Source organism: Roseibium sp. SCP15 (genome assembly GCF_040329435.1).
In the GTDB taxonomy this organism is placed as follows: Bacteria; Pseudomonadota; Alphaproteobacteria; order Rhizobiales; family Stappiaceae; genus Roseibium.
This window is the reverse complement of record NZ_JBDZYI010000004.1, coordinates 524,626-547,018: the sequence shown is the minus strand read 5'-3', so window position 1 is coordinate 547,018 and position 22,393 is coordinate 524,626. Positions and strand designations below refer to the sequence as shown.

General features: G+C 57.8%; 20 protein-coding genes. 10 read left to right on the top strand and 10 right to left on the bottom strand.

All coding sequences use genetic code 11. The features are described 5' to 3' along the window. The first annotated feature begins 54 nt into the window (after nt 1-54). Nucleotides 55-1,362 (top strand): MFS transporter, encoded by a 1,308-nt coding sequence (locus tag ABLO27_RS22380; protein WP_353035882.1) that lies wholly within the window; start codon nt 55-57, stop codon nt 1,360-1,362. Nucleotides 1,363-1,368: 6 nt separating this feature from the next. On the opposite strand, the gene ABLO27_RS22375 is transcribed toward ABLO27_RS22380, so the two are convergent. Genes ABLO27_RS22375 through ABLO27_RS22345 form a run of 7 tightly spaced genes read right to left on the bottom strand, consistent with a single transcriptional unit; the run spans nt 1,369 to nt 10,164 of the window. After that, entirely contained in the window at nt 1,369-2,649 is a 1,281-nt protein-coding gene (locus ABLO27_RS22375) for an aspartate aminotransferase family protein (protein WP_353035880.1), read from the bottom strand. Nucleotides 2,650-2,660: 11 nt separating this feature from the next. After that, entirely contained in the window at nt 2,661-3,785 is a 1,125-nt protein-coding gene (locus ABLO27_RS22370; RefSeq protein ID WP_353035878.1) for a mandelate racemase/muconate lactonizing enzyme family protein, read from the bottom strand. Then, nucleotides 3,782-4,897: a mandelate racemase/muconate lactonizing enzyme family protein gene (locus ABLO27_RS22365; RefSeq protein ID WP_353035876.1), complete on the bottom strand. Its 1,116-nt coding sequence runs from the start codon at nt 4,895-4,897 to the stop codon at nt 3,782-3,784. Before ABLO27_RS22365 ends, ABLO27_RS22370 begins: the two co-directional genes overlap by 4 nt. Next, complete coding sequence (locus ABLO27_RS22360) at nt 4,894-6,006, bottom strand: mandelate racemase/muconate lactonizing enzyme family protein (protein WP_353035874.1); 1,113 nt, start codon at nt 6,004-6,006, stop codon at nt 4,894-4,896. The genes ABLO27_RS22365 and ABLO27_RS22360 overlap by 4 nt, the downstream gene beginning before the upstream one ends. Next, nucleotides 6,003-6,596: a dimethylsulfonioproprionate lyase family protein gene (locus tag ABLO27_RS22355; RefSeq protein ID WP_353035872.1), complete on the bottom strand. Its 594-nt coding sequence runs from the start codon at nt 6,594-6,596 to the stop codon at nt 6,003-6,005. Before ABLO27_RS22355 ends, ABLO27_RS22360 begins: the two co-directional genes overlap by 4 nt. Then, nucleotides 6,593-7,687, bottom strand: a complete 1,095-nt coding sequence (locus tag ABLO27_RS22350) for an alcohol dehydrogenase family protein (protein ID WP_353035870.1) — start codon at nt 7,685-7,687, stop codon at nt 6,593-6,595. The genes ABLO27_RS22355 and ABLO27_RS22350 overlap by 4 nt, the downstream gene beginning before the upstream one ends. Then, complete coding sequence (locus ABLO27_RS22345) at nt 7,684-10,164, bottom strand: FAD-dependent oxidoreductase (RefSeq protein WP_353035868.1); 2,481 nt, start codon at nt 10,162-10,164, stop codon at nt 7,684-7,686. Before ABLO27_RS22345 ends, ABLO27_RS22350 begins: the two co-directional genes overlap by 4 nt. A gap of 115 nt (nt 10,165-10,279) precedes the next feature. Here ABLO27_RS22345 and ABLO27_RS22340 point away from each other — a divergent pair, with 115 nt between their 5' ends. The 6 genes from ABLO27_RS22340 to ABLO27_RS22315 are packed head-to-tail and all read left to right on the top strand — an operon-like array spanning nt 10,280 to nt 15,637. Then, nucleotides 10,280-11,149 carry a MurR/RpiR family transcriptional regulator gene (locus tag ABLO27_RS22340; RefSeq protein WP_353036060.1) on the top strand — a complete coding sequence of 290 codons (870 nt, stop codon included), beginning with the start codon at nt 10,280-10,282 and terminating at the stop codon, nt 11,147-11,149. Continuing rightward, on the top strand, nt 11,146-12,228 hold the full coding sequence (locus tag ABLO27_RS22335) for an aromatic ring-hydroxylating oxygenase subunit alpha (RefSeq protein ID WP_353035866.1): 1,083 nt from the start codon (nt 11,146-11,148) through the stop codon (nt 12,226-12,228). The genes ABLO27_RS22340 and ABLO27_RS22335 overlap by 4 nt, the downstream gene beginning before the upstream one ends. Then, nucleotides 12,228-13,073 carry a hypothetical protein gene (locus ABLO27_RS22330; protein ID WP_353035864.1) on the top strand — a complete coding sequence of 282 codons (846 nt, stop codon included), beginning with the start codon at nt 12,228-12,230 and terminating at the stop codon, nt 13,071-13,073. Before ABLO27_RS22335 ends, ABLO27_RS22330 begins: the two co-directional genes overlap by 1 nt. Then, a complete protein-coding gene (locus tag ABLO27_RS22325) occupies nt 13,066-13,809 on the top strand; it encodes a hypothetical protein (RefSeq protein WP_353035862.1) in 744 nt (247 codons plus the stop codon). Before ABLO27_RS22330 ends, ABLO27_RS22325 begins: the two co-directional genes overlap by 8 nt. After that, nucleotides 13,806-15,257 (top strand): aldehyde dehydrogenase family protein, encoded by a 1,452-nt coding sequence (locus tag ABLO27_RS22320; RefSeq protein ID WP_353035860.1) that lies wholly within the window; start codon nt 13,806-13,808, stop codon nt 15,255-15,257. Before ABLO27_RS22325 ends, ABLO27_RS22320 begins: the two co-directional genes overlap by 4 nt. 2 nt (nt 15,258-15,259) lie before the next feature. Continuing rightward, on the top strand, nt 15,260-15,637 hold the full coding sequence (locus ABLO27_RS22315; protein WP_353035858.1) for a carboxymuconolactone decarboxylase family protein: 378 nt from the start codon (nt 15,260-15,262) through the stop codon (nt 15,635-15,637). A 25-nt stretch (nt 15,638-15,662) separates the two neighbouring features. On the opposite strand, the gene ABLO27_RS22310 is transcribed toward ABLO27_RS22315, so the two are convergent. Further along, nucleotides 15,663-17,696 (bottom strand): sensor histidine kinase, encoded by a 2,034-nt coding sequence (locus ABLO27_RS22310; protein ID WP_353035856.1) that lies wholly within the window; start codon nt 17,694-17,696, stop codon nt 15,663-15,665. 53 nt (nt 17,697-17,749) lie between these two features. Between ABLO27_RS22310 and ABLO27_RS22305 the strand changes: the two genes are divergently transcribed. From ABLO27_RS22305 to ABLO27_RS22295, 3 genes are all read left to right on the top strand, one after another. After that, nucleotides 17,750-18,403, top strand: a complete 654-nt coding sequence (locus ABLO27_RS22305; protein WP_353035854.1) for a response regulator transcription factor — start codon at nt 17,750-17,752, stop codon at nt 18,401-18,403. Nucleotides 18,404-18,485: 82 nt separating this feature from the next. Then, the gene (locus ABLO27_RS22300; protein ID WP_353035852.1) at nt 18,486-19,160 is read left to right on the top strand and encodes an SH3 domain-containing protein; all 675 of its coding nucleotides are present in this window, start codon (nt 18,486-18,488) and stop codon (nt 19,158-19,160) included. Between the two features lie 63 nt (nt 19,161-19,223). Further along, entirely contained in the window at nt 19,224-19,955 is a 732-nt protein-coding gene (locus ABLO27_RS22295; protein WP_353035850.1) for a hypothetical protein, read from the top strand. Between the two features lie 67 nt (nt 19,956-20,022). Here ABLO27_RS22295 and ABLO27_RS22290 read toward each other — a convergent pair whose 3' ends face one another. Further along, a complete protein-coding gene (locus tag ABLO27_RS22290; RefSeq protein WP_353035848.1) occupies nt 20,023-21,786 on the bottom strand; it encodes a vWA domain-containing protein in 1,764 nt (587 codons plus the stop codon). A gap of 133 nt (nt 21,787-21,919) precedes the next feature. Next, complete coding sequence (locus ABLO27_RS22285; protein WP_352941460.1) at nt 21,920-22,330, bottom strand: hypothetical protein; 411 nt, start codon at nt 22,328-22,330, stop codon at nt 21,920-21,922. Nucleotides 22,331-22,393 lie beyond the last annotated feature (63 nt).

Here is a 22,393-nt window from a genome sequence, read left to right as displayed (position 1 = left end):
TCGGCCCCATAATGAAACCATAACCAGACCAGTGACGCCGGATCATTCGCGACCATGACCACCGTTGACGAAACTGTAGATCCGACATCTTCCCGGGCTCCGCCAACGCTGCGCATCCTGTTCTTCATCTCCATGCTGAGCGGCTTCATCTACGGCTACAATGCCGGCGTCTATTCCGGTGTGATGCTGCAGATCCGGGATGCCTTCGACCTCAGCGACGATGACATTGCGGACTTGATCGCCCTGTTTGACTTTGCCGAAGTGACAGGGGTGTTTCTCGTGCCACTTGCTGACCGGCTCGGTCGGAAGCGTCTTATGACGATATGCGCCAGCGCTCTCGTTGCCGGACCGCTTCTGGTGTTGATCTTCCCCTCGGTCTTTTTTCTCGTGATTGACCGTTTCATTGGCGGATGCGCAGCCGGCATATTGTTCATGACGGCTATTGTTTATGTTGCTGAAATTGCAATCGAAAAACGGAGAGCCCTGCTTTTGTCCGCTGTTCCTGTCGGCGTCAGCGCAGGGTATGTCGGTGAGCTGCTTCTCTCACTCGCCTTTGTCGAAGGCAGCGGCTGGCGTCTTGCGATCGCCGGTTCGGCGCTTCCGGCTCTGGTTCAAATCGTAGGCCTGACTCGCCTTCATGAGTCTCCGCATTTCCTGCATCGCGCCGGCTACAAGCAAACCGCTCACAAGGCTCGAACCTGGTATGGATTGCCCCTGCTCTCGGGCGGAGATGAAGATCCGCCCAACCTGCCCTGGTATCACGCACCAAAGCTTCTGTTTGCGACGACGGAAAGCAGAAGAGGTCTGCTACTGGGGTCAGTGATCGTTTTGGCCGCCACCACCTGCGGTTCCGGCATAATCGCCTATGGGCCGTTGCTCTTTGACTTTTTCGGACAACAGGACACCGCTCTCACGCTGCAGATCCTGGCGGTCTACACAGTGCTCGGTTTCCTCATGGCGATGGCCGCGCTGAAATTGATCGACGAGGGACATACCAACAAGATCCTTGTGGGCAGTCTTCTTGTTATGGCCGTCGCGCAGTTCCTGCTAGCACTAAGCGGCGGGTGGACAGCGATCCTGCTCTTTGGCGTCGTCCAGCTCGCTTTCAGCTTCGGTATCAGGACGACGGCCTTTCAAATCCTGCCAGGGTTCCTGAGTGATGCGACGCGCACAAGCGGCGTAGCATTCTTCAACCTTGTTTTCATGAGCCTTTCCGGCATCAATGCCGAGATTGTCCCGCGTGTTCTACAGGACTCAAGCGTGCTGCTGTTTTCGCTCTACTCGGCAATCGCGTTTGTGTTGGCCGGGTCCTGCTGGTTGATCCTGAAAATCAGATCCGAACAGGAAACACCCGGCCAGTGAATTCGGCTATCGCTGTTGAAGCGCATTCGCGGCCTTTTCCAGCGCCCTGTCCGTGGCTTCAAGATCTTCCTCAGTCAACGCAAGATGCGCGTAAAGCTTGCTGTCCGGCTTCAGAATGCCGCTGGCGCGCAGGCTTTCGTTGAAGATCTTCGACTTGGCAGCATCATTGTTGAACATGTCCCGATAATTTCTGACCGGCTGGTCCGTGAACACAACATCGAACAACATCGGTTCACCGACCAGTTGATGAGCCACACCGGCGCGATCCAAGTGGGTCTTGAAGCTTGCCATCAGCCGCTCACCGGTCTCGCGCAGCTTGTCGTAGCTGCCAGGGCGCTTGAGGATTTCCAGCGTTTTCAGACCGGCGACACTCGCCACCGGGTTGCCACTGAGCGTTCCGATCTGGAAGGTGAACCCCTTTTCACCGACGATCGCCTTGTCGAAATGCGCCATGATCTCTGAACGGCCACCAACAGCTGCAAGCGGAAACCCTCCCCCCATGATCTTGCCGAGCGAACAGAGATCGGGCACCACGCCGTAATATTCCTGAGCACCGCCATACGCAAAGCGGAAGCCTGTTACGACTTCATCGAAGATCAGGACAATACCGTGCTTGCTGGTCAGGTCGCGCAAGGCCTGGAGGAAACCGGGTTCAGGCGGGATCAACCGCTGCAGCGGTTCCACGATCACACAGGCAATGTCATTCGCATGCTCTTCGATGAGAGACTTCGCAAAATCGACGTCGTTAAAAGGCGCGATCAGCATTCCATCGCGCACGCTTTCGGGAATTCCAGCTGAATCCGGAACAGCCTGCGGAAAGTTGACGAGGTTGTTCGGCGCAAGGCTCATCAGCGCTTCGCCAGACATACCATGATACCCGCCTTCAAACTTCAGGACCTTGTCGCGGCCGGTGAAGGCCCGGGCGAGCCTCATGGCGTACATGTCCGCCTCGCCACCGGTCGACACATAGCGAACCTGTTCGGCGCAAGGGACCGCCTCGACCAGCGCTTCCGCCAGCTCGATGCCGCGCGCATTGTTGGTGAAAAACGTCATTCCCTTCGAAAGCTGCTCCTGCACGGCTTCCAGAACTTCAGGATGACCATGCCCCAGGATCATCGGGCCGGATCCGATCAGGTAATCGATGAACTCGTTACCATCTTCGTCCCAGACATGGGCCCCCTTGCCTTCACGGATGACAACACCCGGATCGAAGTTACCAAACCCGGCGGCAGGCAGAACTTCAGCTGCACGAGCTCTCCAGTCCTGTTGAGAGATTGAGGTTTTCATTCGGGCCTCCTTCAGGCAGCCAAAGCAAGAACGGGTTCCCCCAGTTCGGCAAGGTTTGGTGAAACGCCGAGGCCGGGACCGGTCGGCGGAGAGATCCGGCCATTGTTTCGCACCGGAGCTTCAGGATCTAGACGCGGTGATACGTAGCCCGACAAATCACAAACATTCAAAACCGCTTGAGGTGGCGTCGCGGCTGCAACATGCAGTGCGGCGGCTGTCGTGATATCCGATCCCCAGGTATCCTCGATGCACATCTTTGCGCCGACGTGGAGACACAGGTCACGCGCCTTGCGCAATTCTGAAATGCCACCGAACTTGGAAAGCTTCAGCGCGACAGCATCCATACAGCCTAGCTCATACGCCTTCAGCAGGCTCGCTGTGTCATGCGCGTTTTCATCCATCTTCATCGGCAGGCCTGTCGACGCGCGCACTGCGGCGCATTCTTCCATTGTCGCGCAAGGTTGCTCCAGCATGATGTCGAGACCGGCCACAGCGCGGCCGACACGTGTGGCATCCAATCGCGTTGCACCGCAGTTCCAGTCTCCGTAGACCACCGGTCCGCTTCCGACCGCTTCGCGCACCAGCCGCAACCTGGCGACATCAGCTTCCCAGTTGTTGTCCGCTCCCAGTTTGACCTGAAACTGGCTGATGCCCCGTCCCAATGCGGCTGTAGCAATTCGCGCCATCTCTTCAGGCGCGATGCAAGTGATGGAATGATAGAGCGGCAGTTCGCTTGAGTGCAGTCCGCCCAGAAGGGTATGGACCGGCACGCCACAGGCCTTTCCAGTCAGGTCCCAAAGGGCGATATCGATGGCTGATTGCACATAAGGATGCCCCTGCAGATAGGACCGGCAGGTCGCCATCAGAGCCTCCACTCCCATCGGATTGGCGCCAATCAGGATCGGAGCGAGTTCCTCAATCGCCGGAGACACTCCTCTGGCATAGGCGGGCAAGTAATGCGGGATCGGGCAAACCTCACCCCAGCCGCTGAGGCCTTGCTCGGTGTCTATCCTCAGCACCATGCTGTCGACCGTATCGCAGGTCTTGCCTGCCGCCATGTAGTAGGTTTCATGACTGGTCAACGGGACACGCCAAAGCGTCAGGCTGGAAATCCTGAGATCAGAGAGAGCACTCATGCAACGCCCTCGTAAATGGCAACAGGTTCACCCAAACGAGACGGGTCAGGCGTGATGCCGATCCCGGGGCGATCATCAAAGTGAACCAGTCCGCCCTTGTTGCGTCCTCCCTGGCCCGGAACCGGGTCAATCCCAAGGTGAGCATGGCAAAGCCAGCTGGCGAGCCGGTTGGCATCTGGTGTCGAAGCTGCCAGCTGAAGCGCCGCGCTGTCAGCAAAGGCGCTGCCTCCGGTATCTTCGATATGCATCTGCCAACCGGCACAAACGCCGAAGTCCCGGATCTGCCGGGCCCTGGTCAGTCCCCCAACCCGGTTGGGTTTGACCTTGACACCCTGGCAGCTGCCGCGTTTCCAGACTTCAAGGTGGTCCTGAAACGAATGCAGGCATTCATCCAGCATGATCGGCTGAGGCACCTTGGAGGCAACAAGCGCACACTGGTCGAGCGTTTCACAGGGTTGCTCGACCCAGTCCCTGGCAGAGACCGCGTTCAGAACCTGCATGGCAACGCCAGGCGTCCAGGCCCTGTTGACGTCGTAGGTGACCTGTTCGCCCTTGGGCAGCGCTGCGGAAATCGCCTCGATCCGCTCGATATCAGCCGAGAAATCACTGCCGCCGATTTTGGCCGAATGGGTTCGATAGCCTTTCGAACTGGCTTCCCGGATGAGCGCAATCATCTCTTCCGGTGTCCCGGTGGAAATGGAAGAATTCACCGCGACGGCCGCCGGCTGTTCAGCCCCAAGCAATCGCCAAAGCGGTGCCCCCGCCGTCTTGCCCAGAATGTCCCAGCACGCAATGTCCAGTGGCGACTTGGCATAAAGATGGCCCGGCAGCTGAATGTCCATGGTCCGGTTGATTTCATCAAGCGCGCGAGGGTCTCGGCCAATGAGGGCAGGCGCAAGAACACCAATGGCGGCTCTAAGTCCCGGCCCGTGGGCAGGCAGGTAAGTATGCCCCCAGGGGCAGCCTTCGCCCCAACCCGAGACGCCTTCATCCGTGTCGATACGCACAAAAGTGCTGTCGATCGCCTCGAACTTCAGCCGCCCGCCGGAAAGCCAATAGGGTTTGGTGAGCGGCAGGTCGATCTGCCAGACCGTGATGCGGCTGATCCTCATGCTGCCTCCCCAAAGGTTGCGACGGGTTCGCCCAAGCTTGCGAAGTCGGGCGTGACACCCAGTCCCGGCGCATCGGAAGCAAAGAGCCTACCTTGTGCGGTTTTCGGACCCGGCGCTCCGGTCGATCGGGTGTTGTAATTGTGCAGATCGGTCGTGTTCTGCAAAAACTCCTGCGGCGTCGAGGCTGCAAAATGCGCCAGAGTGGCGGTTGCGATTTCGCCCCCCCAGGTATCTTCAGCCACCACCGGAATCCGATTGTCGACAAAGAAGTCGCGCACGCGCCGCGCCTTCGACAACCCGCCCAGATTGGATATCTTCAGACAAACGAGGTTGGCGCCGCGGTCCGCGACGATCCGTTGTGCCGCGTGAATGCCTGTGACGCATTCATCCAGCTTCATCGGCAAGTCGATACGCATGCGGACCTGCTGACATTCTTCATAGGTCCGGCAGGGCTGCTCGAATATGAAGTCGAGATCACGCGTCGCCCTTGCGACCCGCAAGGCGTTGTCGACACGCCAGCCCTGATTGGCATCGGCCATGGCTTTCTCGCCTGGTTTCAGCAGAGGAACAGTTGCCCTTATACGGTCGATATCCACCGCCCAGTCAACACCGACCTTGATCTGGAACTGCCGGTAACCGGCGGCACGGTGCCGTTCCAGCTCCGCGATCGTTTCTTCCGTTCCGCGATGAGGCGCGACCCGGTACATCGGAGCGCCGTCGGTCAGTTTGCCGCCAAGCAGAAGCCAGACAGGAGCATCAAGAGCCTTGCCCGCGATGTCCCAGCACGCGGCATCGAAGGGTGCTTTGGCATAGCCGTGTCCCTGAACCAGGTGGTCCATGATCTGTTCGATGCGCGCGACTTGCCTTGGATCCTCGCCAATCAGTGCGGGAGCAACCAGACGGGCGAGAGCTTCAACACCCTCAGAATGCGCAACCATGTAATTTTCGCCGCAAGGTGTGAATTCACCACAGCCCGAAAGTCCGGCATCTGTGTCGACAACCACGACTGACGCCTTAGCAACCATGATGGCGTTTCCGGCTCCCCAGCCATAGGAACCGTCGACATAGGGCAGATCCGTCTTGAAGATACGGATACGCGTAATCTTCATCCCCGACGCTCCATATGCGGCAATCCGCTCAATCCCGACCCCCGCCAGAAAATGAGTGTGAGGATACCCTCGTTCCTGGTTGTCATGGCATGGCGTTGCCAGGCCTGATGAAAACGGGTCGCCCCCCGTCCCAGTACGGCTGTCATCCCGTCCTGCCTGTGGAACTCGCCCAGACCGGACACGATGACATAAAGCTCTTCTGCTTCGTGATGATGCCAGTCGTAAAAGAGCTCGGGGCCCCAGTAGGCGATATAGACGCGTCCTTCCTCGGTTCGAAAATGTCCTGACGGTCCGAAGAGTTCGAAATAACCGTAGTTTTCGAGAAAGTGTGCACCGACCTCCTCTTCGGTATAGGTCAGGCGCCAGGCTGCCTTCGGTGCGGCCGCAGCAATGGCCTGGTGCAGTTCGGCCATCGCCGAACTGTCATTTTCCAGCCAGCCGCCGACATGCCTGGCGACAGGCAGGTTCTCTGCCTCGATCTCAGCCCAGTCCAGCTGACTGGGCCAAGGTGCGAATGCGCCGAGTTCCGCATCGCTTTCGTAAATGGTCCGAACTGCGGTCAGCAAGCGGTCGAACGCGTCACGGCTCATGGAACCACCACAATGTTACCTGTGTGCTTTTTTTCGATGAAGGCGGTCTGTGCCGCGTGAAAGTCCTGCAGCGGATAGGTTGCGGCCAGCACAGGCCGGATTTCACCGCGTTCGATGTATCCGACAAGGTCCCCGAATATTTGCGGCGCAACGACCGTGGACCCTGTCAGCGTCAGGTCGCGCAGATAAAAGGTTCGAAGATCCAGCTCCACCATCGGTCCGGCGATTGCGCCCGAGCAGGTATAGCGTCCGCCGCGCTCCAGTACATCGATCAGTGTGCCCCAGTAAGGTCCACCGACGATATCGGCAACAACCGACGCCGTATCCTTGCCTGTTGCGGCCTTGAGTGCTGCTTTCAGGTCTTCAGGTGCGCGTTCCAGAACCACGTCGGCTCCAAGTGCCTTCACATCGTCATGCTTGCCTGGTGAGGCCAGAGCGACGACGCACGCTCCGCGGCGCTTGGCCAACTGAATGAGCGCGGAACCCACGCCGCCCGATGCACCTGTCACGAGCACCGTGTCTCCAGCCGTAACGTGCGCCCGGCTGAGCATGCCCTCACCCGTCGTATAGGAACAGGAAAAGGTCGCCAGTTCCGCGTCGCTCAGGTCCGAGCGGATGACGGCAACATTCCGCGCGTCGACAACCGCATATTGGGCAAAACCACCATTGCTTTCCGAACCGAAATAGCCGGTCTTGTCGCGATTGTCCGGATCCGACCAGTCGCGAAGCCAGCAATCGACCATCACACGTTTGTCCATGAGATCGGAGAGCGTTCCCTCGCCCAGACCGACGACTGTGCCGACCGCATCGGCCCCCTGGATGCGCGGGAAAGTAATCGGCCTGCCGCCCCAGGTCGGATCATCGTTACCCACTTCCCGATAGGCATCCCCGGTGGTCGCATCGGATACCGTTTTGGAATACCAGCCCGAACGCGTGTTGACGTCCGTATTGTTCAGGCCGCATGCCCCGATCTTGATCAGAACCTCGCCAGGCGCTGGTTGGGGTGTCGGCCAGTCTTCGTGCCAGACCAGCTTCTCAAGACCGCCATGTCCTTCCAGAACGACGGCATTCATGGTTTCCGGTATGGTCATTCTGCTGCAATTCCTACTGGAGCGTCAGTGCGCGGAAGCAGGCTTTCAGGATCGTAAGCGGCAGCTTCGAGCACGCGAGCGCTGCGCATCTGGTTCATGATGACAACTTCGAGTTTTTGCCCAGGCCGGGCTGCCTCTGGTTTGACATAGGCAAAGGCCAGGATCTTGCCGACGGTGTGTCCGTAAGCGACCGAACTGGTCGCACCGACAGGTTGGCCATCAAGCAATACGGCTTCGCCGCCATGACCATCTTCAACACCGTCCGGTTCGATTTCCAGGTAGACGCAAACCCAGGGCAGGTTTTCACTGGCGGCGCTTTCTGCCGTCTTGTCCCGTCCCAGAAAATCTCCCTTGTCGAGCTTTGCAAAGCGCATGACATCGGCTTCCGGCAAGGTCACTTCGTTGGTGAGTTCCCCGGCTCCCTTGAAGCCCTTTTCCAGGCGCAATGCATTCATGGCGAACGATCCGTAGTCCATAAGCCCAAACGGTTCACCCGTCGCCCAGAGCGCATCATAGACCTCAAGCATGTCCTCTCTGGGGACGTGAAACTCCCAGCCGAGTTCACCGGCATAAGACATGCGGAACGCCCAGAGCTTCTTGCCCGCAACTTCTATTTCCTGTGCCGTAAGCCAGCGAAAGGACTTGTTGTCGAGCGCTGATGAGGTGTTTGCCGCAAGGATCTCACGTGCTCTGGGCCCATTCAGCGTCATTGCTCCCCACTCGTTTGAGCGGTTGCGGACCGTCACATCTTCTTCAACCCGGTTCTGCGCAAGGTGATCCAGAAGACGCTGCTCGAAAAACGCCGCGCAGACCAGATAGAAACGGTCCTCGGCCAGGCGCACAACCGTCAGCTCCAGTTCGATCCGACCTCTCCGGTTGAGCATGTGCGTCAGCACGATCCCACCGGTTTTCTTCGGCAGCCTGTTGGCAACAAGCCTGTCCAGATAGGCTTCCGCGTCCGGACCGGACAGCTCTACCTTGGTGAAAGCCGAAATATCCATGATGCCGGCTGCCGTTCTCACCGCGTTCATTTCTGAACCGACCGCATCATGCCAGTCAGCCCGTCTAAAGGAATAATAGTCCCGTTGCTCAAGACCGCCCTTGGCAAACCAGCGCGGCCGCTCGTGACCGTAGACTTCTTCGTAGACAGCACCTTTGTCCTTCAACCGTTCATAAAGCGGACTCGGCTTGATCGGTCGCCCCTCAAGACGGTTGAAATGCGGGAACGGAATCTCGTGACGCAGGCAGTAATCCTCCTTCGCCTTGACAACCTGCCAGTCCTTCTCGGCATACCCACCGAACCGGCGAGGATCGAATTCACGCATGGAGATATCGGCAGAGCCGTGCACGATCCAGCGTGCGAGCTCCCGCGTCAGTCCGGGTCCCCAGCCAATGCCGATCTGGGTGCCGCAGCAGCACCAGTAGTTCTTGACGCCTGGCGCCGGACCAATCAGCGGATTGCCATCCGGTGGATGGGAAATCGCGCCGTGAACTTCACGCTTGATGCCGAGTTCTGAAAAGATCGGCATCCGGCCCATGGCGTTTTCAAGCCACGGCATGATCCGGTCGTAGTCGGCCTCGAAAAGTTCGTTTTCCGCTTCCCACGGACAGAAATCCTCCCAGACCGTATTGGGATTTTCCTTCTCATAAATGCCGATCAGGCCGGATTTCTGCTCCATGCGGATGTAACCGGACACCAGCTTGTCGTCGCGAATGACCGGCAGTTCCCTGTCAAGTTCGAGAAACTCCGGAACAGTATCGGTAACGATGTAGTGGTGGGTCATGGAGGTCATCGGTAGCTGCAAGCCGCTCCACTCACCCATTTGACGGGCATAGGTGCCCCCGGCATTGACCACATGCTCGCAGGTGATGTCGCCAAGTTCGGTGGAGACTTTCCACTCGCCATTCGGCTGCTGTTTGATATCCGTCGCCTGGCACCGTCGAATGATCTTCACGCCGAGTTTCCGTGCCCCTATCGCAAGGGCCTGGGTGACGCCCGACGGATCTGCATGGCCATCATCGGGCGTATGCAGGGCACCCAGCACACCGTCGAGATTGTAAAACGGATGCAGCTCGCGAACGCGGTCCGGACCTACCAGTTCCATCGGAAACTTCAGCGCCCGCCCGACACTCATCGTGTGTCGGAGCCAGTCCATTTCGTCTTCGGTATAGGCCAGTCGGAAGGAGCCGCAGCCATGCCAGGTCACAGACTGGCCGGTCTCCTCTTCCAGCTTTCCGGCATAAAGGTCGATATTGTAGCCGACACATTTTCCTAGGCCGAAGCTGGAAGTCGAATGGGTGATCTGCCCTGCCGCATGCCACGTCGACCCGGAAGTTAGCTCCGCCTTTTCCAGAAGCACGACATCAGACCAGCCCTCATGGGCCAGATGATACGCCAGACCGCAGCCCATGATGCCGCCACCGACGATGACGACCCGCGCCGAAGACGGCAATTTCGAGGTTCCAGCTTCCGACACGCTTTGTCTCCCAGGCCGGTGATTTTTCGATAGACAGCGTAATTGTACAAATGTACTCTAGTCAATCATGAATGATATGAATGTACCAAAATCAGATTTGAAAGCCCCTCAGGAGGTGTTGGACGACCTGGCCTCCGAGCTTGAGGAACTGACACCCGAACTCAAGAAGGCCGCAAGCTACGTGCTTGAAAACCCGAACGATGTCGGTGTGAGTTCCATTCGGGAAATTGCCGATGCTGCCGGTGTGAAACCGAACACGTTCGTGCGTATGGCACGGTCAGTCGGCTTCGAAGGCTATGAGGATTTCCGCCACCCGTTCCGGGAGGCGATCCGCAGCCGTGGCACGGATTTTCCGGACCGGGCCCGCTGGCTGCAATCCCTGGCCAAGGGCGGGCAACTGGGAAGCCTGTTTGCCGAAATGGCGGCCTGCGCGATCTCCAATATCGAGAACACCTTTGCGGCAACTGATGACGCAGCCATGAAGGCGGCGGCCGAGGCCATCGTGAAGGCCCGCCACACATATGTTCTTGGCGTTGGCGTCAACAATTCCAACGCGCGCAACTTCACCTACCTCGCGGATATGGCAGTCGACACGATCTGGACCATTCCGCGTCTCGGGTCTGTTGCGACCGATGACCTTGCACGCGCCGATGAACGCGACGTACTGGTCGCAATGACCTGCAAACCCTACCGAACCGATGTAATAACCGCCGTTGAACTTGCGCGAGAGCAGGGCCTGACCATTATCGCCATTTCGGACAGTCCGGCCTCCCCCATCGTGGTCGGCAGCGATCACGCCTTTATTGTCGATGCGGAAACGCCGCAGTTCTTTCCCTCGTCGGTCTCCACCATCGCGCTTTTGGAAACACTGCTCGCATTCGTCATCGCCGATGCGCCGGAAGACGTCATCTCCAGCATCGAACGTTTTCACACCCGCCGCCACAAAATGGGGCTCTATCAGGAAGAGTGGAAGGACCGCTCATGAACGTACACAGCCAGCTGATCCATTCGCTAGAAGCGTGGTACTACACCGACCCGTCGCACTTTGAGACGGAAAAAGCGGGATTGCTGGCTCGAACGTGGCAATTCGCCGGCCACAGTTCACAACTGGAAAAGCCGGGTGACTATTTCACTGTCGAAATTGCGGGTGAAAGCATCATCTGCCTGCGCGACAGGGAAAACCGGCTGCAGGCCTATTACAATGTCTGTCAACACCGGGCCCACCAGCTCGTTCAGGGTGAAGGCAACACCAAACTGCTTGTCTGCCCTTATCACAGCTGGACCTACGAACTCACCGGAGGCCTGCGCTCCGGTCCCAATGTGCGCTCAGTTCCCGGTTTCGACCGCAGCAAGATTTGCCTGAAATCAGTTCGCATCGAGGACTTCTGCGGATTTTTGTTTTTGAACCTCGATCCGGATGCAAAGCCGATGGACGACTGGTTTCCGAATGTGCGCGCGGAGTTACGTTCGTTTGTACCGCATATCGACCGGCTCAAGCCGCTCGAATGGGTGGAAATCCCGGAAAACTGTAATTGGAAAGTCTCGGTCGAGAATTATTCCGAATGTTACCATTGCCCCATCAATCACCCCACTTTCGCCACAGGTGTCGTCAAGCCGGAGACCTATGACATCCAGCCTCAGGGCTATTGCCTGCGGCATACAACAGAGTGCCAAAATCTCGAAAGCATGACCTACGAGATCGACCTGGAAGCCAATGAGCACGCGGGCGACTACTCTTCCTGGTTCCTGTGGCCATTGTTCTCATTCCAGGTGTATCCGGGGAACATCCTGAACACCTATCACTGGCGGGCGGTCGATGCCGGTCAGGTGACCGTCTGGCGAGGCTGGTACACGATCGACGGCGTTGATTCCGAGACCGTCCGCCGCCTCGCGATCCAGGACAGATCGACAACGGTGGAAGAGGACATCTACCTGGTCGAATCCGTTCAAAAAGGCCTGAGAAGCCGCGGCTATCAGCCAGGTCCTCTCGTGCTCGACCCATCCTGCGGCGTGAATTCGGAACATTCCATCAAGACCTTGCAAAGCTGGATGCGGGAGGCCTGATGTCCGGGAACACTGCCCCGCTCGGCATGCCGAGCGAATGGACACCGGAACAGAAACTGTTTCCGCATCAGGTCGGTTTCACCTGTCCACCTCACGATTGGGACGCAGCTCCCTCCGATTTCCTGCGCATTGCCCCTGCCTCGGTCGGTGTTCACGGCTGGATGCTGCATGTTCCGGACTATCGTCACCGCCTGGACCAGCGCACCCGCAACTTCGACATGCTTGAGGATTTTGCGTCGGTCATGGCCAACAATGGCGCTGATGTTTGCGCTCAGGTCGGCTCGAACTGGGTCCACGCCTCCGGCCTCGGTGTCCAGGGAATTGCCGATTTCTGCAAGCGGCTCAGCGACAGGCACGGACTGGCCTTTCACATGGCCGGCTACGCGATGGTTGAGGCCCTGCGTGCAATGAATGTCGAGAAGGTCGCGCTGAACGCCGTTTACCATTGGCCCGAATGGTGGCAGGGCACGGCAGATTTCCTGCGCGAAGCCGGTTTCGATGTTCTGTGGGCCGGTAACTTCGTCGATCAGGGCTGGTTCGAAACCCAGGACGACGTGAACGCCCTCCGGTGGATTTTCGACGGCGACCTTGCCCGCAAGAGCTTTGAATTCGTCGCGGAGCAGGCACCCGATGCGGATGCTTACCTGGCTAACGGCATGGTCAATTTCAGGACCGGTCCGAATGGTCAGCCAGAAAGAATGCTGCACGTCACCCCTGACTTGGAGGAGATGCTCGGCAAGCCCGTCATCGCCCACGACACTGCGCTCTACTGGCGCATTTTCCGCTCCCTCAACCTTGCCCCCGTGGGCCGCCACGGACGTTTGCTGGAGTCCTTGCATGCATAAGATTGTTGCGCTTTGGGCCGTACCGCGCTCTACCTCGACCGCCTTTGAGTGGATGATGCGCCAGCGCGGTGACCTCGACTGCCTGCATGAACCGTTCGGAGAAGCCTGGTATCAGGGTGAGGAACCGTTCTGGCCGAGATGGAAACCTGGCGACAAGGTCACACCCGGCCTGACGCTTGAAAGCGTTTGGGAAGACATCCGTTCCCGAGCTGAAAGCGGCCCGGTCTTCATCAAGGATTTCCCGCACTACATCAACCACATGTGGGACGCGGAATTCCTATCTCACTTCACACATGCCTTCCTCATCCGCGACCCGGCCCTGACCATCACTTCCATGTATGACAAGTGGCCGGACTTCGATTCCGGTGAAGTCGGCTTTCCCGAACAGCGGGCACTTTACGATCTCATCACCGCCTTTACGGGCTCGGCGCCTCCGGTCATCGACAGCAACGACCTCCTGGAAAATCCGGCAGGAACCGTCTCTGCGTTTTGCGAAGCCGTAGACATACCCTTCATCGAACAAGCACTCTCCTGGGAACCGGGCGCCGATACCGGCCAATACAGCTGGTGGGATGGTGGTTCGTTCCACGCAAACCTGAGAAACTCCACGGGACTGCAACCTCAGAAACGCAAATATGTCGAGCTCTCGGAAGCACCGGACAGGGTGCAACACGTCTATAAGCGGATGAAACCGCATTACGACCGGCTCTATTCAAACAGGATCAGACCGCAGTGAGCGAACTACCCGCCTATTGGCAGAACTTTATCGATGGCAGCTTTTGTGACGGCGGGGCTGGCCGCCTCACCGTGCTGGACCCGGCGACGGGCGAGCCGCTCGCCAAGCAGGCGCTGGCAGACGAAGCCGACGTCGACCGGGCTGTGGCTGCGGCCAAGGCATTGAGCGACAGCGGTGCCTGGTCAGGCCTGCGCCCTGTTGAACGGGGCCGCATCGTGCGCAGGATGGGTGATTACATCCTCGAGCGGATCGATGAAATTGCCCCGATCCTGACCCGGGAAGCCGGCAAGCCGCTTTGGGAAGCAAGGCTCGAGATTGAAGGCGCGGCCCGATATTTCGAGTATTACGGCAACCAGGCCGAGACGATGGAAGGCCGGTCGATACCGCTCGGCCAGGGCTATTTCGACTTCACCACTCATGAACCCTTTGGCGTCTCTGCGCAGATCATTCCATGGAACTACCCGATGGAAATGACGGCGCGGTCTCTTTCTGCTGCCCTTGCGGTCGGGTGCTCTGTGGTCGTCAAGACGCCGGAACTCGATCCGCTCACCAACAGGTATTTTGCCGATGCTGCCTTGGCCTGCGGTCTACCGAAAGGTGCACTGAACATTCTCTGCGGGCTTGGCAAGGATGCCGGTGCAGCTCTCGCTGCACACCCGGACGTCAATCAGATTGTTTTCACCGGCTCTGTCCCGACAGGTATATCCATCGCAACGGCGGCGGCCCGAAACGTCGTGCCCTGCGTATTGGAGCTCGGAGGCAAATCGGCAGCAATCGTCCATGACGATGCGGATCTCGATACCTTCCTGTCCGACGTTCGCTGGGGCATCTATTTCAATGCCGGCCAGGTGTGCTCGGCCATGTCGCGCGTGATCGTCCATGAGCGCATACACGACAAACTGGTCGACGGCATTGTTGCCATGGCAGAAAGCCTGGAAGTTGGCAGCGGGCTCTCCTTCCCGGAATTCGGCGCGAACATGGGTGCCATGATTTCGGAGGGTCAGTGCCAACGTGCAGCCGGCATGGTGTCGGCGGCGGAACGCGAAGGCGCGCGCATCGTCACCGGAGGCCGGCGACTGAACCGGCCCGGTTACTTTCTTGAGCCGACCGTGATCACCGACGTCTCGCCGGATATGTCGATTGCTTCGGACGAAGTCTTCGGCCCGGTTCTCTCCGTGCTGAAATTCAGCGATGAGAACGAGGCTATCCGAGTCGCCAACAGCACGCCCTACGGGCTTGTGGCAGGTATCTTCACCGCCGACATCGACCGGGCGATGCGGGCTTCAAGACAGCTTCGAGCCGGTCAGGTCTTCGTCAACGAATGGTATGCCGGAGGGGTGGAAACGCCCTTTGGCGGCTTTGGCAAATCAGGCTACGGTCGCGAGAAAGGCCGCGAGGCCCTATTGAACTATGTTCAGACCAAGAATGTTGCGATCAAGCTGAGGTAAAAATGGATCAGGATCTTTTTGAAAAGGGTCTCGCACAGCGCAAGGCCACTCTTGGCGCGGAATATGTCGAGAAAAATCTCGCCGCTGCCGACGAATTCACCAAACCGTTTCAGGAAGCCATGACCGCCTGGTGCTGGGGGTTTGGATGGGGAGATGAAGTCATTGACGCCAAGACCCGCTCAATGATGAACCTTGCGATGATCGGTGCGCTCGGAAAGATGACCGAGTGGGAAACCCATTGCCGGGGCGCTCTGACCAATGGTGTCACCAAGGAAGAGATCCGCGCAATCATCCACGTCGTTGGCATTTATTGCGGAGTGCCGCAGGCGCTCGAGTGCTTTCGCGTTGCCAAGAAGGTGTTGGCGGAACAGGAGGCATAACCTGCCGTTCGCGCAAGCTCTCCGTTCACTGACCGTGTTGTCCGGATTGGGCAAGTGGAACGGTCAGGATGAACTGCGTTCCTTTCGACTTCTGAGATCGGCAGGTAAACTCCATGCCGTTCTCCCTGGACAATTCAAAACAGACGGACAGTCCAAGCCCCTGGCCATCTGACGTTTCCCCCTTCGAATAGGCACGCGAATAGGCAGCGATTTCCGTCTCGCTCAGTCCCGGACCGCTGTCCAACACGCAAAGATCAATTCTCGCGCCGCGATTGCGCACACCGATCAGAATGCTGCCGGTCTCGGTATATTTCACCGCATTGGAAACAAGATTGCTGACGATCCGCATGACAATCAGCGGCGGAACGGAAACCATCCTGCTTGACGGAACCCGCTTTAGCTCCAATCCCTTGGACACCGCTTCTTCGTGGAACATCTGATAGACGGTATCGAGGACAAGCGAGATTTCATAGGCTTCCGCTTCCCCCTCGGCATGCCCGGCGGCAGCATCCTGACCATCTTCGTCTGTCGCCTCGGAACCTTCTTCCGGCGTGGTTTGCCTCAGGTAGTCATTGGACAGCGCCTCGATGTAATTGAAGGCTTCCTTCAACCTCTTGCGAACATCCGGCTCAAGAGTGCTTGCCAGCGCGTCGACATTCATGCGCAGCGAAGCAATGGGTTGCTTCAGATCATGCGACGCCGTTGCAAGTTGCCTCTGACGCAGGTTTGCCAGCTCACGCGCCCGGGAATAGTTCCGTTCTGCGACCAGCAGCTCCTGACTGCGCCTGGCTTCTGCTTCGAGCGCGGAGAACTCCGCCTGAACCGCCTTGGAGTGCTTCCTGCGCAAATTGATGATGTGCGCGGTCAGCCCAGTCATCGTGGCCACCAGCAGGATCGAGAAAATGCCTTTTACGGCCGTGGCCACGGGGATGACTTCAGCACGACTGCCGACGACCACGATCGCAATGAGGGTCACGATGAGCATGGTCCCGAGCCCTGAAATCAGGAGACCTGAGAAATGAATGGCACCTTCGGTTCGGCGCCAGTTGTTGCTTGCGGCAAAAACCGCAACAAACATGAGCCCCAGCAGTACATAGCCAAACAACGCAACATAGGTTCCCGGCGAGAAGAGAGCGACGAGAAACCCCGCGACAGAGAGCAGTGACAAAGACCGCAGGATCAATGACAGTCTGGTCTCCCTTCCTCCCTCACGGACGGACTGTCCGGAAATGAGGAACCCCAGACCGGACAGCGAAAACAGCAGGAAGAACCCGACAGGCGATTGCAGCTCAGGCGCGCCGGGATAAAAGAACCGGAACCACAGGCCGTCCACATAGGCGATCAGCGCGAGCCCGATACCGAACTGAACCGCGTAAAGCAGTCCGATCCAGTTTTTCATCGCCAGATGGAATCCGAAGAAGAAGATCAGCGAAGCAATGGCAAAGGCGTAAAACGCGGTGTGGGAAATTCCGGAAGCAAACGCGGATGCTTCAAGTTCAACCGGTGTTTCCAGTGCCATCTTGAACGCCTGGACCGGGCCGAACTTGAAGTTGACCAGAACGATGACATTTTCCTGCGGTGCAATGTCGAAAACGGGAGTTCTGAGCCGGGTAACGGAGTGATCCTCCGGCACGAATGGCTCGAAGATGGAGTATCTGATCAGGTTCTCGGTAAAGCCGCTTTCGCGGATGACATAAGCATCGACCGCACTAACCAGTGGCAGATCGATCGTCAACACGAACGGATCGGCGCCGCGGCCGTCATCCAGGGTGGCATTGAAGATTTCAACCGCGGCCCACGCTTCCGGCGCATAGTTCCAGTCCAGCATGGAGGCGGATAGATCGGAACCGAAATCACCGGCGCGGTAATGCTTCAGAACATCGCCGAGTGACGCGCTCGGATCGCTGAAATAGGTCATCTGCGGCCTGAGATCGCTGACACCTTGTCCTGGCTGCAGGTTGACGGCTTCAGCCCTTGCACTGACCAGCATGAGCAGGCACATCGCCAGGGCGACGCCCATGATCGACAGGAGCCGGTGCGATTGCTGCAATCTGGTCATTTGCAAAAAGGCATGTCAGGTTTACCTGAATTCTGTTTCAGGGATAGTGGGCCGTGAGCGAGCAAAGATACAGCGCAATTATTGCAGACGACCATGCAATTGTTCGGTCCGGACTCAAGGATGCACTGGAAAAACCCGGTCTTATCGAACCCGAAGGGATCAGAGTGGTTGCAGAAGCCGGCGACGGCCTGAGCGCAATTGCCGAAATTCGTCAGCACCGGCCAAGTTTGCTGCTTCTGGACGTATCAATGCCCTTGGCCGGAGGTGTTGAAGTTCTCGTCGAGGCCCGCCGCTGGTCCAGGGAGACCAGGGTTGTCGTCCTGACCGGCATTTCAGCTGTCGGTCTGATTTCCGATTTGATTGAGGCGGGGGTCGACGGACTGTTCTCCAAGGCTTCCGACAACACGGAATTCTATGAGAAACTGCCCGGAATTCTTCGAGGCCAACGACATATCTCGGAGCACTTCCTGAAAATCCTGGAAGAGACGCCCAGACCTCCTGTTCTGACCGACAGGGAACGGCAGACCCTCAACATGATCCTGTCGGGCAAGTCCAACAAGGAAATTGCCCAGGGCTTTGGCATCAGCATCAAGACAGTGGACAAGCACCGCACCAGCCTGATGCAGAAGCTCAATGTCCACTCGGTTCCGCAACTCATTTCACGGGCACTCAAGGAAGGATTGATTGACCCGTCGAAGGAGCTTTGATCACCACCGGATGGGGCATTCACCCCATGGCATCGCAGGGACGGACGCCTGACAATTCTGGCAGTGACCAGATGAAAGGACCATGACCATGCCCTCCCAAATCACCCATTCTGCGGGACTGGTTTTCAGCCTCGCGCTCGCAGCCGCATTGCCATTCAGCCAGGCAAACGCCCAGGGGATGATCGACGCAGAGGGATTTCGCGAAATTCGCGTTGCTCCTGGCGTCGCGACCGCGCCTGATTTCATTGACGTTCTTGTGCCGTTTTTGAAGAACCACCCAGAGAATGACGAAGGCAGCGCCGGGATGGATCTGAATATTCGGAAGGAAGGCTCCGGATACCATGTCAACATTCGACTGACCGGATATCTCGATGACAGTGTCTACGGCGAGCACTTTCGAGGATATGTCATCCGTACGAGCACCGGTGAATGGGAGTTGCTTTCCATGTCCGTGAAGACGCTGTGCGCGCGTGGACAAAACGTCAATGGCATCTGTACCTCTGCCGCGCAACCGCCGAAAATGTTCCTGACACCGGGCGCTTCCCCGACAGGCGTTTTAATGTGCGTCAACGTGGCTGGGGACGACGTCTTGAACGTACGTGCGGGACCAGGAACCCGTTTTGAACCCCTGGGCACTCTTGCCTCCGATGACTGCAGTGTCGAACTTTCCGACCTTTGTGAAGGCAGGTGGTGCGAAATTCGCTCTGACACGATTTCCGGCTGGGTGAATACCCGTTATCTTGCACCAGCAAACTGAGTCAGCTTGTCACTCGGCCGGAAGGAGACGACCGGCTGACAATTGGAATAGTCAGACAGATCAATGCATCGCCGAGACATGCGAAATTCCGTTCTTGTTGCCCTGTCCTTCCTTGCGGGAGGATGGATGGCCGTGATGTGCGGCACTGCGCTCGCCGCTGATTTTCCAGCCCCGACCTTTCTGGAAAGCGGAGACAACGACCTGATCCGCTTCCAAAAGGGCGATGTTGCCGCCCGGGAATTTGTCCCTCCCCCCTCCCTTCAGAAAACGGCGCCGCCGGTTGCCAAGCGTACGTCTGCAGCACGCCAGCAACCGCTTGAAACAAGTGCCCCGGCTCCTCAAGACCAACTGATGAGCGAAAGCAGCGAAGCGACGACTTCTTTTGTGTCGCCTCCTCTGTTTGACAGCGCATCCGATCAGGCTGACACAGAAACCGATGCAGCGCCGCAAGCACCGGCTGCGGCCTTGTCAGCCGAGGCACCCGCTGCACCCGAGCCTGAAGTTGCTTCCAGTGGACTGGATGAGGCAATTGACGCACGTCTTGTCACCGTCTGCCTGAACAATCCGGCAGAAGCCACGGGCGCCAAGGCGTTCGACATTCGCCGCGATACACCGCCCAGATACATCGCGGATGTCGGCGCAACTTCCTGTGCCCGTTTCGAACCAACCCGGCACACGCTTTATCTCTGGAAGACCAACGACATCGGCGCTTTGTCGCTGATACTCTCCAGCCGGTTGGATCTGAACGACTCCGACGGAACACAAGTCACGCTGGACTGGCTGAAAGACCGTTGAGCCACACAGGCGACACAAAACCGGCAGGTCCGAAACCTGCCGGTCTTCTTGATCTGATGATGTCGATTTATCGTTCGCTCACCTGTGCAAGCCTGACAAGGTTCAGGAACTCGGAACGGTATCCGAAGCGATCCGAACCACGATTTTCACTGGCCAGCTTCTCGACGTCCTCCATCGTCCAGCTGCCGAGATAGTCACTGCCCTTGAGCAATTGCCCAAAGGCTGCAACGGAAGCTGCAAACAGCGTCTCGTTCTTTGGAATTTCACTGGCATCAGCACTCACCGGCGTCTCAAGCAGACGGCTCTGTTCTTCTCCCGGTTCCTTGTAGCGCAGCTTCACATAGGCCAGCTCGCCTGAAAACGAGGTGTTGAGGCTGTCAGGCGTTTCCTCCTGACCACCATAGCGAAGATCGGAGAACTTTTGCGCGGGCGAACCGACCAGCGTGACTTCATACAACGCCGTCACGTTGTGTCCGGCACCGATATCCCCCGCATCGACCTTGTCGTTCTTGAAGTCTTCCGTTTTCAAGGCTCGCGTTTCATACCCGATCAAGCGGTACTCTGCGACGGTTCCAGAATTGAATTCCACCTGGATCTTGACGTCCTGGGCGATCATGGAAATCGAACTGACCACCTGGTCGACCAGAACCTTTCGCGCTTCGGAAAGTGTGTCGATGTAAGCGGCGACACCCTGGCCATTTTGTGCCAGCGTCTGCATCAGTTCATCATTGTAGTTGCCACGTCCAAACCCGAGAACCGAAAGGGCGGTTCCTTGTTTGCGCTGGTCGGCGACAAACCGCTTCAGGCTCTCGTTGTCTGACAGGCCGACATTGAAATCGCCATCGGTGGCCAGAATGACACGTGTCTGCTCACCTTCGCCGGTCATCTTCTCTGCCAGGGCATAAGCCCCCTTGAGGCCGGCATGCCCGGCGGTGGAGCCCCCTGAAGTCAATGCGTTGATCTTTTCAAGAATGAGGGTCTTGTCCGCCACCCTTGTCGGTTCAAGCAGCACGCCTGCGTTGCCGGCATATGTCACGATCGCAACTTCATCTTCATCCCTGAGCGTCGACAACAAAAGCCGGAAGGATTGCTGCAGCAGCGGCAATTTGTTGGCATCTGCCATGGAACCTGAAGTATCGATCAGGAACACCAGGTTTTGCGGTGGAAGGTCCTCAATCGGCACCTTGTGACCCTGAATGCCGATCTGCATTAGTTTTGTATGTTTGTTCCAGGGCGTATCTGTGACTGTGACGCTGGTTGAAAACGGCGCTTCTCCCATGTCGGGAACGCGATAGGCGTAATCGAAGTAGTTCACCATTTCCTCAACGCGCACAGCGTCCGGGTTTGGCAAGGCTCCGTTGTTCAATCCGGAACGGACGAATGAATAGGACGCCGTGTCCACGTCAATTGAGAATGTCGAAACCGGGTCGTTGATAACCTGTTTCAGAGGATTTGGTTCCTCAGAAGAAAACCTTTCGCGACTGGGCAGCGGAGCGACCGGCATCACGGTGTCCATCGCCCGTTTTGCAGTTGCCGCCCCTGAAACTGCGCCTGAATAGAGAGACATGAGGCCCGCGCCGTGCTGGCCTTGCGACCGCGGTTGGGCCTCGGCAGCAGGTCGGATCACGGGAGAAGTGCCGGGAGCCTCCGTCAACTGATCAGCAAGCTCCTGAATAACCGGACCTTTCTCCTGATCGGCTTCGACAAGGTCGGTGAGTTTTTCTCCAACGCCGTTCCAGTTGATCGATTGTGTTGCAATCCCGACAAAGGCGAGCGTGACGATGGAAGCGGAGCTGATCAGAACCGCTTTGGGGAGATGTTTGCTGAGCATGATTTGGACATCCTTCTGGTCGCCCGAAGGATGCTGCCTCAGGGCACCATCCTTTCAGGTTGGAACTGAATTGAGTGAGAGAGAGGTGGACCACCGCAACCCTGCCGGTGCGGCGTTTCACGTCCGGCTGCGATCAGCGGAAAACAATCTTGAAGCTTTTGCCGCGAGAGCAGGTTTTGGTCGCTGAATCCGCGTACCAGTACTTCAGGCGTTCCCATTTGCCGTTGGATTTCAGTTTCCGGAATTGAACGCGAACAAAGGTTTTTGCATTGTTGACGCCTTCCAGATTGCGTCTCACGCTGTATTTGCCGCCGTGAGGAATGACACGGTTGGAGATATTCTCCGAACGCCACCTGTTTGATCCAAGGTCACGATAGTCGAGGTCGAACAGCTGGATAGGCTTGCCGGTGTTGTTCTGCACCGTGATCTTGACCTTCTTGCAGACATCGAAAAGCGCATGGGCGGGATCGACGGTCGCCATCGAGGCCATTCCGGCAACGGCAAGGACGGCAGCGGCGGCAGTGGTTTTTGCAAAAATTTTCATTAGTCTATTCCTTTCTTCAAATCTGCTCTTTCGAGCGGGGTATCGATGTTTCGATGAAAGAAA

Excerpts from the sequence above, each read along its gene's own strand:
- ABLO27_RS22380 (WP_353035882.1), top strand. The coding sequence starts at position 55 with ATGACCACCGTTGACGAAACTGTAGATCCGACATCTTCCCGGGCTCCG.
- ABLO27_RS22375 (WP_353035880.1), bottom strand. The coding sequence starts at position 2,649 with ATGAAAACCTCAATCTCTCAACAGGACTGGAGAGCTCGTGCAGCTGAA.
- ABLO27_RS22370 (WP_353035878.1), bottom strand. The coding sequence starts at position 3,785 with ATGAGTGCTCTCTCTGATCTCAGGATTTCCAGCCTGACGCTTTGGCGT.
- ABLO27_RS22365 (WP_353035876.1), bottom strand. The coding sequence starts at position 4,897 with ATGAGGATCAGCCGCATCACGGTCTGGCAGATCGACCTGCCGCTCACC.
- ABLO27_RS22360 (WP_353035874.1), bottom strand. The coding sequence starts at position 6,006 with ATGAAGATTACGCGTATCCGTATCTTCAAGACGGATCTGCCCTATGTC.
- ABLO27_RS22355 (WP_353035872.1), bottom strand. The coding sequence starts at position 6,596 with ATGAGCCGTGACGCGTTCGACCGCTTGCTGACCGCAGTTCGGACCATT.
- ABLO27_RS22350 (WP_353035870.1), bottom strand. The coding sequence starts at position 7,687 with ATGACCATACCGGAAACCATGAATGCCGTCGTTCTGGAAGGACATGGC.
- ABLO27_RS22335 (WP_353035866.1), top strand. The coding sequence starts at position 11,146 with ATGAACGTACACAGCCAGCTGATCCATTCGCTAGAAGCGTGGTACTAC.
- ABLO27_RS22330 (WP_353035864.1), top strand. The coding sequence starts at position 12,228 with ATGTCCGGGAACACTGCCCCGCTCGGCATGCCGAGCGAATGGACACCG.
- ABLO27_RS22325 (WP_353035862.1), top strand. The coding sequence starts at position 13,066 with ATGCATAAGATTGTTGCGCTTTGGGCCGTACCGCGCTCTACCTCGACC.
- ABLO27_RS22315 (WP_353035858.1), top strand. The coding sequence starts at position 15,260 with ATGGATCAGGATCTTTTTGAAAAGGGTCTCGCACAGCGCAAGGCCACT.
- ABLO27_RS22310 (WP_353035856.1), bottom strand. The coding sequence starts at position 17,696 with ATGACCAGATTGCAGCAATCGCACCGGCTCCTGTCGATCATGGGCGTC.
- ABLO27_RS22300 (WP_353035852.1), top strand. The coding sequence starts at position 18,486 with ATGACCATGCCCTCCCAAATCACCCATTCTGCGGGACTGGTTTTCAGC.
- ABLO27_RS22295 (WP_353035850.1), top strand. The coding sequence starts at position 19,224 with ATGCATCGCCGAGACATGCGAAATTCCGTTCTTGTTGCCCTGTCCTTC.
- ABLO27_RS22290 (WP_353035848.1), bottom strand. The coding sequence starts at position 21,786 with ATGCTCAGCAAACATCTCCCCAAAGCGGTTCTGATCAGCTCCGCTTCC.
- ABLO27_RS22285 (WP_352941460.1), bottom strand. The coding sequence starts at position 22,330 with ATGAAAATTTTTGCAAAAACCACTGCCGCCGCTGCCGTCCTTGCCGTT.